Genomic DNA, 14,508 nt, shown 5'->3' with positions numbered 1-14,508 from the left:
ATTGTTGTGCCCAAGACGCAGGAACACACGTCCGGTTCGGTCCCGATTCTCCGGGTGTCCGATCTCAATGTCGACTTCCAGACCCCGGACGGGGTGGTCGAGGCTGTCCAGGGCGTTTCGCTGGAGATCAATGCCGGCGAATGCCTGGCCGTGGTAGGCGAGTCCGGTTCGGGCAAGAGCCAGACCTTCCTCGCGGCGATGGGCTTGCTGGCGTCCAACGGCAAGGCGACCGGCTCGATCAAATACCGCGACACCGAAATTCTCGGCCTGCCGGCGAGCAAGCTCAATCGCGTGCGCGGCCGCTCGATGACGATGATTTTCCAGGACCCGCTCACTTCGCTGACGCCGCACATGACGGTCGGCGACCAGATGCAGGAAGTCTTGGGCATTCACATGAAGATGCGCGGCAAGGCTGCCGAGGCCCGGGTGCTGGAATGGCTGAACCGGGTTCGCATCCCCGAGGCCAAGCGCCGCCTCGTTCAGTATCCGCACGAGCTGTCCGGCGGCATGCGCCAGCGGGTCATGATCGCCATGTCGATGCTATGCGAGCCCGATCTGCTGATCTGCGACGAGCCGACAACTGCCCTCGACGTGACCGTGCAGGCCGAAGTGCTGGACATCATGGACGAGCTGAAGCGCGAAACCGGTGCCGCACTGGCCCTGATCACCCATGATATGGGCGTTGTCGCCCGCATGGCCGACCGGGCCCAGGTGATGAAGCATGGCGTCTATGTGGAAGGCGGCAAGATCGAGGATATCTTTGCCAATCCGCAGCACGAATATACCCGCATGCTGCTCGACGCGATGCCGCGGCTCGACCGGCCCGACCGGCCGGGTCACACGACATTGAAGCCGGTCGCCGGGGAGGCCGATGCAGATCCGCTGCTCTCGGTCGAGAATGTAAAGGTCCAGTTCCCGATCCAGGTTTCCGGCGGTCTGCGTCCGACCTACAAGACCCTGCGCGCGGTCGATGGGATCAGCTTCGACCTGCAGCCCGGCGAGACGCTGGGCGTGGTGGGCGAGTCCGGCTGCGGCAAGTCGACCCTGGCCCGGGCGGTCCTGCGACTGGTTCCGGCCCAGGACGGTGCGGTGTCCTGGATCGGTCGCGATCTGCTCGGTCTCAAGCGCGACGAGCTGCGCAAGGCGCGTGAAGAATTCCAGATCGTTTTCCAGGACCCGCTGGCCTCGCTCGACCCGCGCATGACGATCGGGGCCTCGATCGAAGAGCCGATGCTGACCTTCCGCAAGGCGATGGGCCGCAAGGAACGCGAGGCGATGGTCAAGGAGATGATGGAGAAGGTCGGTCTCGATCCGAACATGATCAACCGCTATCCGCATGAGCTGTCCGGCGGCCAGAACCAGCGTGTCGGCATTGCCCGCGCCATGATCCTGCGGCCCAAGCTGGTGATCTGCGACGAGGCGGTTTCCGCACTCGATGTGTCGATCCAGGCCCAGATTGTCGAGCTTCTGATCAAGCTGCAGCAGGAAATGGACCTGTCGATGATCTTCATCTCGCACGACCTCTCGGTCGTCCGCGAGATCTCCCACCGTGTCATGGTGCTGTATCTGGGCCGGGTGGTCGAACTGGCTGACCGCGACCAGATCTACGAGGATGCCCGCCACCCCTATACCCAGGCCCTGATCTCGGCCGTGCCGGTGCCGGATCCGGTCGTGGAGAAGGCGCGCGTCCGCGTCAAGCTGGACGGCGAATTGCCATCGCCGATGGATACCCGTGCCCAGCTTCGCTTCATGAAGTCGAAGCTGATCGATGATGCCGATGCCGAGCAATACCGCCCGCAGCTGATGGAAGTCGAGACGGGTCACTGGGTCGCCGAGCATGATCCGTTCGATCGGGTAACCGGCTGATCACACAACCCGCAACTTGCCGCTAATTCACTCGACAATGGTCCGGTGGACACTAGGTTTTGCCCCGAATACGCGCCCATGGGAGATTGGCATGACGGTTGGACACGGCTGGAGAATGAGCGTTGCGGCGCTGGCGCTGGTGTTTGGGCTGGCGGCCTGCCAGCCGGCCCAGGACGCGGCTTCGGATGCACCAGCGCTGCCGACCGGCTATGCCTTCGTGCACGAGGTCACCGACCTGCCGGCTGACCCGGACATCATCTACGGCCGGCTCGACAATGGTCTGCGCTACGCCGTGCGGGCCAATCAGACGCCGCCGAATGTCGCCTCGGTCCGCATGGTCTTCAACATGGGGTCGCTGGGGGAGGCGGATGATCAACGGGGCCTGGCCCACTTCATTGAACACATGGCCTTCAACGGGTCGACGGAGGTTCCCGAGGGCGAGATGGTGCCGCTGCTCGAGCGCTATGGCTTGCAGTTCGGGCCGGATACCAATGCCTTCACCGGCTATGAGACGGTGGGCTATCAGCTCGACCTGCCGGATGCCGGCGACGAGGCGGTTGAAACGGCGCTCTTCCTGATGCGGCAGACCGCCAGCGAATTGCTGATGGATCCCGAAGCGATTGATCGCGAACGCGGCGTTGTCCTGTCCGAGGAGCGGGTCCGCAACACGCCGATCCGGCGCTGGAACAATGCGCTGTGGCGTTTCCGCCTGCCCGACACGCTGATCCCTGATCGCGACGCAATCGGCACGACCGAAGTGCTTGAGACGGCGCAGCGCGACCGTTTTGTCGATTACTATGAAAACTATTACACGCCCGAGCGCGGCATGGTTGTCGTGGTCGGCGATATTGATCCGGCCGCAGCCATCGCCCAGATCGAAGCCAGTTTTGCCGACTGGACCGGTATCGACAATCCGAGGCCCGACCCGGAAATCGGCACGGTCGCCGACGACCGTCCGATCTCGGCAGGATATTTCTTCGATGCTGAACTCTACACAATCTTCACCGTTGACGCCGTACGCCCGCACCAGACCGTGCTGGACAGTGCGGCGGCGCGCTTCGACAACAATCTGGCCAATATCGGCGATGCCATTCTCGGTCGCCGTTTCGCCACGCTCACCAGTGCCGGCAATTCGCCGCTGATCCAGGCCGCCGCCAATCATGGCACGGATTTCGGCGTCGCCGACCGCGCCAGTGTCCTCACCATTGCGCGCCCGGACCGCTGGGAAGAGGCGGTTGCAAGCGTCGAGCAGGAATTGCGGCGCGCGATCGAGCATGGTTTCACCCAGGCCGAACTCGACGAACAGATCGCCAATCTCCACACCGCCCTACGGGATGGCGCGGAGCAGGCCGGTACCCGCCAGACCGCCAACCTGTCTGACCAGATCTGGTCGAACTGGCGTTCCGACCAGGTCTTGACCACACCGCAATCCATGCTGGAGCGTTTCGAGGAAACCCTGCCGCAGGTAACGCCGGAGGCGGTCAGTCAAGCCTTCCGTGCCCAGTGGGCGGATGTCGAGCCGCTGCTCTTCCTCGCTACCTCGGTGGAAATGGATGATGCCCAGACCCGTCTGGTCGACGCCTGGCAGACCAGCGCCAGCCAGCCGGTCGAAGCCCCCGAAGACCATGGCGATCTGAGCTTTGCCTATACCGACTTCGGGACGGCGGGGACGATTGTCTCGCGCGAGGAAATCGCTGATCTCGGCCTGGTTCGCCTGCAATTCGAGAATGGTGTGGCCGTCACCTTCAAGCCGACCGGGTTCGAGGATCGCACTGTGCGTGTCCGTCTCGATTTCGGGCGCGGCGAGCTCGAGCCGCGCGCCATGCCGGCGGTCGATATTATTGCCGGCTCGGTTTTCACCGCCGCCGGTCTCGGCGAGCACTCGTCCGACGATCTTGGCCGGGTGCTGGCCGGTCGCAATATCGGCTACAGCTTCAGCGTCGGTGATGACAGTTTCAGCTTCAACACGGCAACCACGCCCGGTGACCTGCGCGTCCAGATGGACCTGCTGACCGCCTTCCTGACCGATCCGGGCTGGCGCCAGGAGGGGCTGGACCAGTTCCAGGCCCTGATCCCGGAAATCCGTCGCAACTCCTATTCCACACCGGGCGGCGTGATGTCCGCGGAAGTCTCGCGCCTGATCCGCTCCGGCGATGAGCGCTATGGCCTGCCCGATCCGGAACAGGTCGCCGGTGTCGATATGGCGGCGATCGAAGCCTTCCTCGCGCCGGCGCTGGAGCGGGCGCCGATCGAGGTCACCATTGTCGGCGATGTCTCCGAGGCAGACCTGATCGGGGCGCTGGCCCCGACGCTGGGCGCCCTGCCGGCCCGCGCCGACAGCTGGCCCGATTATGATGAGGCACGCACGATCGTCTTCCCTGATGCGGTCGCCGATCCGGTCGTGCTGCGCCATAACGGTCCGGCCAACCAGGCCCGTGCCAATGTCTACTGGCCGACCTTTGACGACAGCGATCCGGCCCGTACCCGCGCAATGGCCCTGCTGAACGCGGTGTTTGATCTCAAGCTGACCGAACGCCTGCGCGAGCGTGAGGGGCTGACCTATTCGGCGTCCAATGCGGCCTCCGAGTCGGACGTCTATCCCGATTATGGCTATCTCTATGTCGGCGCCGATGTCCGGATCGAGACCGTCGACCAGACCTATGCTGCGATCAATGAGCTGGCGGCCGATCTCGCCTCCGGTGCGATCAGCGAGGACGAAGTCCTGCGGGCCCGCCGTCCCATGCTCGAGCAGATCGAGAATGCGATGGAGAATAATGGTGCCTGGATGTCCTGGCTGGCCCAGTCCTGGGCCCATCCTGAGCGCCTCGACCGCATTCGCACGATCCGCAGCGATTACGAGGCGGTCACCCGTGAGGATCTGGTCGGGCTGGCTGCGACCTACCTCTCGCCCGAGCGCACCTGGCGTGTCACCATCCTGCCGCGTGACGCCGAATAACACCCAGCTGACAGGACAGAGATCATGATCCGTTTTGCCCTAGCCGCGACCTGCTGCGCCCTGGCGCTGTCGGCCTGTTCCGACCCGGACGCCACCGCTTCAAACCCGAGAACACCAGAGACCATGGCAACCCAATCAACCAATACCGAAACCATCGCGACCGGCGATGAAGCCGCCCTGCGCGCCCGCCTCGCGCTCGCCGAGCGCGTCGTCCCCAATCTTGATCAGCTGATTGCCCGCCAGGTGATCGTTGACGAGGCACGGGCCTGCACGGTCGATGAAGGCGCCACGATCCCGATGGTTGATCTGCCGGCCGATTCGACCGATGCGGCCGCCAATGGTGTTCTCGCCGACGACTATCTCAACGACATTGTGCGCGAGCCCTGCGTCTTCCGCCTGCCGTCCGGGCTGACTTTCCGGATCCGCACGGCGTCCGATGACGGCGCCAGCCCGATGCGTGGCGACATGGTGACGGTCCACTATCGCGGGCAGCTGCTCAATGGCGAGGAGTTCGACAGCTCCTATTCGCGCGGCGAGCCGGCCACCTTCCCGTCTGATCGCCTGATCGCCGGCTGGGTCGAAGCCCTGCCGCTGATGCGGGTCGGCGAGCGTTGGGAGCTCTTCATCCATCCCGATCTGGGTTATGGCATGCGCGGCACGCCGGGCGGCCCGATCGGCCCCAACATGGCACTGGTCTTCGAGCTGGAACTGCTCGACCTGCCGGGCTGATCACGCTCCGGCCTTTCCTGACATCCGAGACGCCCTGGCGCCTGTCGTTCAACGCGACAGGCGCAGGTTTGTCAGGTCGCCGGCAATCATCTCGAACGCGTCTTCCAGCGCTTCCGATGACGGCGAGTCGAAATACAGGCTCGGATTGCTGGCGCAGCCGCGCATCAGGTCGCGGGTCGAGCTTGAATTGACCTGGAAGGTGATGGTGTAGACACGGATGCCCAGCGATTTGGCATAGGCGCAGGCGGCCTCGGTCCGGTCGTCCAGCTCGTTGGACAGGACATTGCTGCTCGACGAGCGACGGCCAAGGCGCCCGTCAGCCACATAGCCATAGGCTTCATAATCCGACATCTGGCCGGTATTGCGCCCGCTCATGACATTGTTCCCATCGGTGAGGATCACCATCGCCTTGATGTATTCATCATCGTCCCAGGCGGAGCCTTCGGTGAAGGGCGCGCCGGGCGAAATGAGCCGGATGCCCCATCCGACCCCGTTGGGGATATTGGTGGTACCACTGGCGTCCATGTCGTCGATCGCGTCGAGGACCGTGCGCTCGGTCGAGGTCAGCGGCGTGACCGGCGTCGTGGTGCAGGACCGGTTCGGCCCCTCGCGGCTCGGACGGCCATTGTCGTACTTGTCGAGCGCCTGCAGGCGGGTCCCGACCCCGCCATTGACTCCGTCATTGAGGTAGCTGTTGGAATAGCTGCCGTTATCCGGCTCGTCCGGTGCGAAATAGGGCACGAAGAGCGTGCTCGGATTGCCGACGCTCGGCGGGGTGTCGTCGATATCCATCGGGATCGGTCGGGCTTCAACGCAGCCCTCCCACGTGGTGTTTCGCAGCTGGTCGAACAGGTCCCAGTGATTGACCCAGATCTCCTCGGTCTCGCAACGACGGCGCCGGCCCCGGCCCGTACAGGTTTCAACCTCGACCGGGTTGCCGCCGGCCCATTCGGCATGGATCGGAGAGAGTGCATCGGGGTCCAGCCACCAGGCGCGCTCGTAATTGGTGCCGACATTCACCGTGGATGCGAAGGGCACCAGGCCGATCTTGACATCCCGCGGATCGTCCGCCGCATCAAACAGGATCTCGGTCAGAAGCTCGGCGCTGTCGCGCAGATTGCGGATCTTGGAGCCACCCATCGAGCCGGTATTGTCGAGCACCATCACCAGTTCGAGGCGTTGACGGGCCCGCTGGACCTCGCTCTCCCAGTGCACGGTGATGTAATCAATGCCGGCCATGCCGAGCATGGTCGTCTGGACCCGGGCTTCGCCGGTGACCGTGACGGTGTCCGTCGCCTCATCAATGCGGACATTAACGTTCTGAACCACACCCAGTTCGCGGCCGGGATAGTTCGCGGCAATGAAATCATTGGCGATCTGCGTTGCCTGGGCGTTCGACAGCGTTGTATTGACCCCGACCGCCAGTGCCGCCGCGTCGAGCGCCTGGGCGAGGCGTGAGCGCGCATTCATCGACTGGCTGAGATCAACCGCCCCGCCGGACAAAAGCGCCACCGGCACCAGCGACAGGGCGAAGATCGTCGCCACATTGCCGCGGGTCTCCTCGCAGAAGCGGGCACACAGATTGAACAGGCCCTGGAAAGGCATGGCAGTGATCCAATGCGAAAACTCGCTAAAATGCTACCGGATCGGGATTAAGGGGGGGTTATAAATCACGGTTATTGGGGGTTTAACCGTAGCCCTATCGCGACAGCCGCAGATTGGTGAGATCCCCGGCAATCATCTCGAACGCCGAACGCAGGGCGGCATCCGACGGGCTGTCATAATACAGGGTCGGATGGGTGGCGCAGTCGCGCATCAGTTCGCGGGTCGAGCTCGACGAGACCTGGAAGGTGATCGTATAGACCCGGATGCCCAGCGATTTGGCATAATCGCAGGCCGCTTCGGTGCGGTCGTTCAGGGCATTGCGGATCGTGGCGTCCGAGCTCGACTGGATGCCCAGGCGCCCGTCCCGCATATAGCCGTAACCGGAATACTCCGAATAGTTCGGGTTGTTTCGGCCATCGAGATAATTCTCGCCATCGGTCAGAACGACCATCGCCTTGATCGTGTCGTCCTCGTCGAACCCCACGCCTTCGGTAAAGGGCAGGCCCGGCGACAAGACCCGGACACCCCAGCTGATGCCGATCGGGATATTGGTCGTGCCGTTGGCGATCATGTCCTCGATGGCATCGTCGATCGTGCCGCGATGATCGGTCAGCGGCGTGATCGGCCTTGCGGTACAGCCCCGGTCCGGGCCGCGGCTGGAGGAACTGATCCAGGCATTGGTGTATTTCGGCGTGTTGCGCATCCGCGCCCGCTCGTTCGACCCGCCCATCCCGTCATTGAGATAGGAGTTCGAATAGCTCGCACTGGCGGCGTAGTTCGATTCATCCGGCGCGAAATAGGGCAGGAACAGGGTGTCGGGATCGGCTGTGGTGGGCGTCGTGTCCTCGACATCATGCGGTATGGCGCGGGCCTCGACACAGCCTTCCCATTCGCGGTTCTGAATGGTGTCGTAGAGGTCCCAGCGATTGGCGGCCGGGCTGAAATTCTCGGAATGCAGCGGTGATTGCGCGTTTGCGTCCAGCCACCAGGCGCGCTCGTAGCTGGTGCCGACATTCACCGTGGCGGAAAAGGGCACGAGGCCGATTTTCAGCCGGTCGGCATCGGCACCGTCAAACAGGATGTCGGTCAGCAGAAGGCCGGCTTCGCGCAGGCTGGCGATCTTCGAACCACCCATCGATCCGGTATTGTCCAGCACCATTACAAGCTCCAGCGAGGAGCGGGCGCGTTGCACCTCGCTCTCCCAGTGAACCGTGATGTGTTCGATACCGATCAGGCCGAGAATGATGGTCTCGACCCGGCTTTCCGCGCGTACGGTGACACGGTCATTGTCCGAATCCAACGTGACGGAGAGGTTCTCGATCGCGCCGATCTCGCGGTCGGGATAATTGGCGCTCACGAAGTCGAGCGCGAGGTCCGCCGCCTCGCTTTCGCTGATCGAGGTCCGCACCCCGACCGCCAGGGCTGCCGCATCGAGCGCCCGCGACAGGCGGGCCCGGGCATTGAGCGCTTGGTTGATGTCAACTGCGCCGCCCGACAGGACGGTGATCGGCACCAGCAGAAGCGAAAACAGCATGGCGATATTGCCGCGACGATCGCGGGCAAGTCGGCTGATCCGGTCAATGAGGAATCGCAACATCTGGCGCTCGGGTCCCATCGTGAACTCGCGACAGGATGACCGGATCAGCCGGCCAAGCGGAGCGGTGTTTGATAACGCCGTAAAAAACCTCATAACATCGCCAGCCAAATACGGATCAGATTGTTCCCATGCCTGCTTCAACCCATCTCGGTACCGCCATCGCCGAATTGCGCGACCTCATCGCCTTCGACACCACATCGCGCAATTCCAACCTGCCGCTGATCGATCATGTCGAGGCCAAGCTGCTTGCGCTCGGCGCGGTCTGCGAACGCATTCCCAATGAGGACGGCAGCAAGGCCAATCTCCACGCCCGCTTCGGCCCGGCCGTGGATGGCGGCGTGGTCCTGTCCGGCCATACCGATGTCGTGCCGGTCGATGGCCAGCCCTGGACGTCCGATCCCTGGGTGCTGACCGACAAGGGCGATGGCCTGCTCTATGGACGCGGCACGTGCGACATGAAGGGTTTCTCGGCCTGCATCCTCGCCCTGGCGCCGCAGATGGCGGCCGCGACGCTGAAAAAGCCGGTCCATATTGCCTTGTCCTTCGACGAGGAGGTGGGCTGTCTCGGCGCCCCGGCCCTGATCGACCGGATCATGGAGGGGCCCGTCAAACCCGCCATGGTGATCGTCGGCGAGCCGACGGACATGAAGGTCGTGACCGCGCACAAGGGCCTGTTCTCTGTGGTGGTGAAAATCCGCGGCCGCGAGGCGCATTCCTCCCTGGTCCGCGACGGCGCCTGCGCCATCACCCATGCCGTGCCGCTAATGCAGTATCTCGTCGAGGAGGCCGCGAAGATGGAAGCGTCGGCTCCCGCCGACAGCCCCTTCAACCCGCCCCACGGGACCCTCACCATTGGCGAGGTCAAGGGCGGCACCGCGCTCAACATCCTGGCGCTTGATTGCGAGTTCGGCTCGCTGATTCGGCCCTGCCCGTGGGATGATCCGCACGCCATCGCCGCGGGCCTTCGGGCACGCGCCGCCATGATCGAAGCGGAGATGCGCAAGGCCGCGCCGGAGGCCTCTATCGAGATCAAGGTGCGCTCGGACGTGCCGGCCTTCGCACCGGAAGTCGACGGCGCCGCCGAACGCCTCGCCCGCCAGCTCACCGGCGACAACTCCACCCGCGTGGTTTCCTATGGCACCGAAGCCGGCCAGTTCCAGGCCGCCGGCCTGAGCGTGGTGGTCTGCGGCCCGGGCTCGATCAGCCAGGCGCATCAACCGGATGAATTCGTGGCGATTGATCAACTCGACCAGTGCTGCGCGTTCCTGGACAAGATGACGGGGATGATGGGGTGATCATTACAGCTTATGATTCTGATTGGCCGACAATGTTTCGTCGCGAGCGCGAGGCGCTGGCCTCGCAGGTGGGCGATAATCTCGTTGAGGCTGAGCATATCGGCAGCACCTCTGTGCCGGGTCTGGTCGCCAAGCCGATCATCGACATGCTGGTAGCGGTGCGGTCGCTGGAAGATCTCGACGCGAAAGCGGAGTGGTTGCGGCAGGTGGGCTATGACTATCTGGGTGAATACGGCATAGCCGGACGACGCTATCTGCGGCGGCATCACCCGGACGGCACGCGAGCGCTCCACATCCACGCCTTCCTTGCCGGCGACGAAAATTTTCACCGTCATTTCGCATTCCGGGATTATCTCCGCGCCCACCTCGGCGAGCGAGATGCTTACGCCGCCAAGAAACAAACACTGGTCGATAGCGGTGTTGATGCGGACGGGTATCTGGATGGCAAACAGGCATTCGTCGTCGCCATGGAACAACGCGCGCTCGCCTGGGCTGCAGCCCAAAAAAAAGGCGCCACAGCGGGCGCCCTTTCAAAACGCATGTAACGGACGCTACTCCGCCGCCGTCGTCTCTGCCGGAGCTTCTGCAGCGGCCGCATCTTCCCGACCCTTCCCCCAATAGGAAATGCACGGGATTTTCGAGCGGTCGCAGCGGTCCGCATATTTGCGGGCGATGTTGGTGACTTCCTCCATCAGCCCGTCAGCCAGCGTGGTCGGCTTGAGGCCGAGCTGGAGGAAGGTGTTGTTCTCGACATGCAGGTCATTCTCGTCCGCCTCATTGCGCGGATTGGGGACGAGCTGCATTTCGGCGCCGGCGAGGTCGGCAATCATCTTCGCCAGGTCACGGACCCGGTGGGTCTCGGTCATCTGGTTGAGGATGTGCACCTTGTCGCCCGGCTTGGGCGGGTTTTCGACCGCCAGCTGGATGCAGCGCACCGTGTCCTGGATGTGGATGAAGGCGCGCGTCTGGCCGCCCGTGCCGTGCACAGTCATCGGATAGTTCACCGCAGCTTGCATCAGGAAGCGGTTGAGCACGGTGCCGTAATCGCCGTCATAGTCGAAACGGTTGATCAGGCGTTCATCGCGCTTGGTTTCTTCGGTCTGGGTGCCCCAGACGATGCCCTGGTGGAGATCCGTGATCTTCACCTTGTCGTTCTTGTTGTAGAAATGGAAGAAGAGCTGATCCTGGGTCTTGGTCATGTGGTAGATCGAGCCCGGATTGGCCGGGTAGAGGATTTCCTGGTCCTTGAGACCCTCATCGGTCTCGATCTTTACCTTGAGATAGCCCTCGGGAATCTTCATCCCGGCCGTGCCATAGCCATAGACGCCCATCGTGCCCAGGTGAACGAGATGGATGTCGCGGCCGGTCTCGACGATGGCGGCAAGCACGTCATTGGTGGCGTTGAGATTATTGTCGACCGTGTAGCGCTTGTGGCGGGCCGACTTCATCGAATAGGGGGCAGCGCGCTGTTCCGCGAAATGGATGATCGTATCGGGCTCTTCGGCGTCGATCAGGTCGACCAGTTCCTGGTAATCCTTGCCGATATTCATCGACACGAATTTGATGTCGCGCCCGGAGACCTCTTTCCACGCAGCCAGGCGTTCCGACATCGGGCGGATCGGGGTCAGGCTTTCGACCTCAAGCTCGATATCGATCTTGCGGCGCGAGAGGTTGTCGACGATGACGATGTCATGGCCGAGATTGGATAGATGCAACGCGGTCGGCCATCCACAGAAGCCGTCTCCGCCCAGAACGATCACTTTCATGCTACGTCTGCCCCTGACGTTAATTCCCTAGGTCTCTGGTTCTCGCAGCGGCGCGCGGGCATGGCAAGGGGTGGCCTGCTGCGAGCGCTGCTGCACCTGAATGCAGCATCACGGCTCCGACCAGGCCGGTGTCGCGGGGCGGCATGGTGCAGGCGATAACGGTACCATTGGAAAATGATGCGGGCCCAGCCATCTCCCGGCCTGATTATTGCTGGAAACGGGGTTGTGGGGCGTTAATTTGGCGCCGCACGCGGATTTGCAAAAAATTCCATCTCCGGCCGCTTTCTCGCACAGGCTTGGTGGACGGCGGGCCGAAAGCTCGCTAAATCCGCGCCAACTTCCGCCGGACGCGCATGGTCCGGTCGAGCTGATCAGGAGAGAAGAGCATGGCCCTTCGGGTTGCGATTACCGGTTTTGGTCGTATCGGCCGTCTGGCGCTGCGCGCCGTTCTCGAGAACAAGCGCTGGGACGAAGTCGAGATCGTGGCGATCAATGACAGCTCCACCCCGGAAACCAATGCTCACCTTCTGACCTATGACAGCGTGCATGGTCGCTATCCCGGCGAGATCAAGGTCGGTGATGACTGGATCGATGCCGGTTTCGGCAGGATCCAGAAGGTCTCCAACCGCAATCCGGCCGAGCTGCCCTGGGGTGATATGGGCGTCGATATCGTCATGGAGTGCACTGGCGCCTTCAATTCGAAAGAAGCCTCGATGGCCCATATCGAGGCGGGTGCCAAACGCGTGCTGTGCTCGGCCCCGGCCAAGAATGCCGACAAGACGATCGTCTATGGCGTCAATCATGACCAGCTGACGGCCGAGGACATCATCGTCTCCAATGCCTCGTGCACGACCAATGGTCTCGCCCCGGTTGCCAAGGTGCTCAATGACGCCGTCGGCATCGAGCGCGGCCACATGACCACGATCCACGCCTATACCGGCGACCAGCCGACCCTGGACCGCAATCACAAGGACCTGCACCGCGCTCGCGCCGCCGCCATGTCGATGGTCCCGACCTCGACCGGTGCTGCCAAGGCTGTGGGCCTCGTCCTGCCGGAACTCATTGGCAAGCTCGACGGGGCCGCCGTTCGCGTTCCGACCCCGAATGTGTCGCTGATCGATCTCGTCTTCACGCCGGGCCGCGCCACCACGGCGGAAGAGCTGGCCGAGGCCGTCAAGGCCGCTGCCGACGGCCCGATGAAGGGTGTGCTGGGTTATGACACCCTGCCGCTGGTCTCGATCGATTATAATCACGACAGCCGCTCCTCGATCGTCGCCCTCGACAAGATCAAGGTCATCGACGAGCGCCTGGCCCGGGTGATGACCTGGTATGACAATGAGTGGGGTTTCGCCTGCCGCATGGTCGACACCACTGTCGCCATGGGCCGGTTCCTGTAAGTCCAGCAGCCAGAGGGCTCAGCCATGACCACGATCCGTCGCATCCAGGATGCCGATATTGCCGGCAAGCGCGTGCTTGTCCGCGTTGATTTCAATGTGCCGATGAAGGACGGGCAGGTCAGTGACGCGACGCGTCTGGAGTCGGCCCTGCCGACCATTGAATACCTCACGGAAAAGGGCGCGAAAGTTGTCCTGCTGGCCCATTTCGGCCGTCCCAAGGGTGAGCGCGTGGCCGGGATGTCGCTCGAGCCGGTCTGCCAGCCGCTCGCCGACCTGCTGGGCGAGCCGGTCTATTTCTCGACCGTGACCACCGGTGAGGATGCCGTTGCCGCGACGATGGACCTGGCCGCCGGCGAGGTCCTGCTGATGGAAAACACCCGCTTTGATGCCGGCGAGGAAAAGAATGATCCCGATTTTGCGAAGGCACTGGCCGAGCTCGGCGATCTTTACGTCAATGATGCCTTCTCCGCCGCGCACCGGGCGCATGGCTCGACCGAGGGCGTGACGCACCACCTGCCCTCCTATGCCGGTCTCGCCCTGCAGCGCGAGATCGACCATCTGGTCGCGGCGCTGGAAACCCCGAAACGCCCGGTCATCGCCCTGGTGGGCGGGGCCAAGGTCTCGACCAAGATCGACCTTCTCCAGAACCTCGTGAAAAAGGTCGATACCCTTTTCGTCGGCGGCGGCATGGCCAATACGCTGCTGCACGCGCAAGGCATCAAGGTCGGCGCCAGCCTGTGCGAGAAGGATCTGGTCGACACAGCCCGCGCCATCCTGGCGGCAGCCGAGGAAAGCGGCTGCAAGCTGATGTTGCCGAGCGATGTCGTACTGGCCAGGGAATTCAAACCCGATCCGGAGACCCGTCTGGCCGCTGTCACCGATGTCGCCGATGACGAGATGATCCTCGATTGCGGACCGGCCACCGTAGTCGCGCTCGGTCACGCGATCGACAAGTCGGGAACGCTGATCTGGAACGGTCCGCTGGGTGCCTTCGAGACACCACCCTTTGATACTGCCACGGTCGAGGCGGCCCGCCATGCGGCGCGCGCTGCCGTCGAGGGCGAGCTGATCGCGGTTGCCGGTGGTGGCGATACGGTCGCGGCCCTCAACCAGGCTGGCGTGTCGGGCGATTTCACCTTCATCTCCACCGCCGGCGGCGCCTTTCTGGAGTGGATGGAGGGCAAGACCCTGCCGGGCGTGGCGGCGGTCACGGGGACGCCTGAACTGGTCGCGTGACGCAGCGGGATGACATGCCACCCAACGGATGGTATCGGTAACATAAATCGACGGGCCTGGC

10 protein-coding genes are annotated in these 14,508 nt (G+C 63.4%); 7 read left to right on the top strand and 3 right to left on the bottom strand.

What is annotated here, in order from left to right; all coding sequences use genetic code 11:
- Positions 1-6: 6 nt before the first annotated feature.
- From QZZ02_RS01225 to QZZ02_RS01215, 3 genes are all read left to right on the top strand, one after another.
- Positions 7-1,866 (top strand): dipeptide ABC transporter ATP-binding protein, encoded by a 1,860-nt coding sequence (locus tag QZZ02_RS01225; protein ID WP_291841729.1) that lies wholly within the window; start codon positions 7-9, stop codon positions 1,864-1,866.
- 91 nt (positions 1,867-1,957) lie between these two features.
- On the top strand, positions 1,958-4,822 hold the full coding sequence (locus QZZ02_RS01220; RefSeq protein ID WP_291841727.1) for a M16 family metallopeptidase: 2,865 nt from the start codon (positions 1,958-1,960) through the stop codon (positions 4,820-4,822).
- Positions 4,823-4,846: 24 nt separating this feature from the next.
- Positions 4,847-5,551, top strand: coding sequence for an FKBP-type peptidyl-prolyl cis-trans isomerase (locus QZZ02_RS01215; protein WP_291841726.1), 705 nt, complete (start codon positions 4,847-4,849; stop codon positions 5,549-5,551).
- A 48-nt stretch (positions 5,552-5,599) separates the two neighbouring features.
- Here QZZ02_RS01215 and QZZ02_RS01210 read toward each other — a convergent pair whose 3' ends face one another.
- Positions 5,600-7,156, bottom strand: coding sequence for a VWA domain-containing protein (locus QZZ02_RS01210; RefSeq protein WP_291841725.1), 1,557 nt, complete (start codon positions 7,154-7,156; stop codon positions 5,600-5,602).
- A gap of 94 nt (positions 7,157-7,250) precedes the next feature.
- Positions 7,251-8,753: a TadE/TadG family type IV pilus assembly protein gene (locus QZZ02_RS01205; protein ID WP_291841724.1), complete on the bottom strand. Its 1,503-nt coding sequence runs from the start codon at positions 8,751-8,753 to the stop codon at positions 7,251-7,253.
- 128 nt (positions 8,754-8,881) lie between these two features.
- Here QZZ02_RS01205 and argE point away from each other — a divergent pair, with 128 nt between their 5' ends.
- Both argE and QZZ02_RS01195 read left to right on the top strand, forming a co-directional pair.
- Positions 8,882-10,048 (top strand): acetylornithine deacetylase, encoded by a 1,167-nt coding sequence (gene argE / locus QZZ02_RS01200; RefSeq protein ID WP_291841723.1) that lies wholly within the window; start codon positions 8,882-8,884, stop codon positions 10,046-10,048.
- On the top strand, positions 10,045-10,593 hold the full coding sequence (locus QZZ02_RS01195) for a GrpB family protein (RefSeq protein ID WP_291841722.1): 549 nt from the start codon (positions 10,045-10,047) through the stop codon (positions 10,591-10,593). Before argE ends, QZZ02_RS01195 begins: the two co-directional genes overlap by 4 nt.
- A gap of 6 nt (positions 10,594-10,599) precedes the next feature.
- Here the strand turns inward: QZZ02_RS01195 and QZZ02_RS01190 are convergent, their stop codons facing one another.
- On the bottom strand, positions 10,600-11,814 hold the full coding sequence (locus tag QZZ02_RS01190) for an NAD-dependent epimerase/dehydratase family protein (RefSeq protein ID WP_291841720.1): 1,215 nt from the start codon (positions 11,812-11,814) through the stop codon (positions 10,600-10,602).
- 386 nt (positions 11,815-12,200) lie between these two features.
- On the opposite strand from QZZ02_RS01190, the gene gap reads away from it, so the two are divergent.
- Entirely contained in the window at positions 12,201-13,211 is a 1,011-nt protein-coding gene (gene gap, locus QZZ02_RS01185) for a type I glyceraldehyde-3-phosphate dehydrogenase (RefSeq protein WP_291841719.1), read from the top strand.
- A gap of 24 nt (positions 13,212-13,235) precedes the next feature.
- Positions 13,236-14,447, top strand: a complete 1,212-nt coding sequence (locus QZZ02_RS01180; RefSeq protein WP_291841718.1) for a phosphoglycerate kinase — start codon at positions 13,236-13,238, stop codon at positions 14,445-14,447.
- Positions 14,448-14,508 lie beyond the last annotated feature (61 nt).

It is taken from the genome of Maricaulis sp., assembly GCF_015665295.1.
Classification (GTDB): Bacteria; Pseudomonadota; Alphaproteobacteria; order Caulobacterales; family Maricaulaceae; genus Maricaulis.
This window is presented reverse-complemented; position numbering and strand designations above follow the sequence as displayed.

Coding starts and splice junctions, on each gene's coding strand:
- gap (WP_291841719.1), top strand. CDS start 12,201: ATGGCCCTTCGGGTTGCGATTACCGGTTTTGGTCGTATCGGCCGTCTG.
- QZZ02_RS01190 (WP_291841720.1), bottom strand. CDS start 11,814: ATGAAAGTGATCGTTCTGGGCGGAGACGGCTTCTGTGGATGGCCGACC.
- QZZ02_RS01180 (WP_291841718.1), top strand. CDS start 13,236: ATGACCACGATCCGTCGCATCCAGGATGCCGATATTGCCGGCAAGCGC.
- QZZ02_RS01220 (WP_291841727.1), top strand. CDS start 1,958: ATGACGGTTGGACACGGCTGGAGAATGAGCGTTGCGGCGCTGGCGCTG.
- QZZ02_RS01205 (WP_291841724.1), bottom strand. CDS start 8,753: ATGTTGCGATTCCTCATTGACCGGATCAGCCGACTTGCCCGCGATCGT.
- argE (WP_291841723.1), top strand. CDS start 8,882: ATGCCTGCTTCAACCCATCTCGGTACCGCCATCGCCGAATTGCGCGAC.
- QZZ02_RS01215 (WP_291841726.1), top strand. CDS start 4,847: ATGATCCGTTTTGCCCTAGCCGCGACCTGCTGCGCCCTGGCGCTGTCG.
- QZZ02_RS01210 (WP_291841725.1), bottom strand. CDS start 7,156: ATGCCTTTCCAGGGCCTGTTCAATCTGTGTGCCCGCTTCTGCGAGGAG.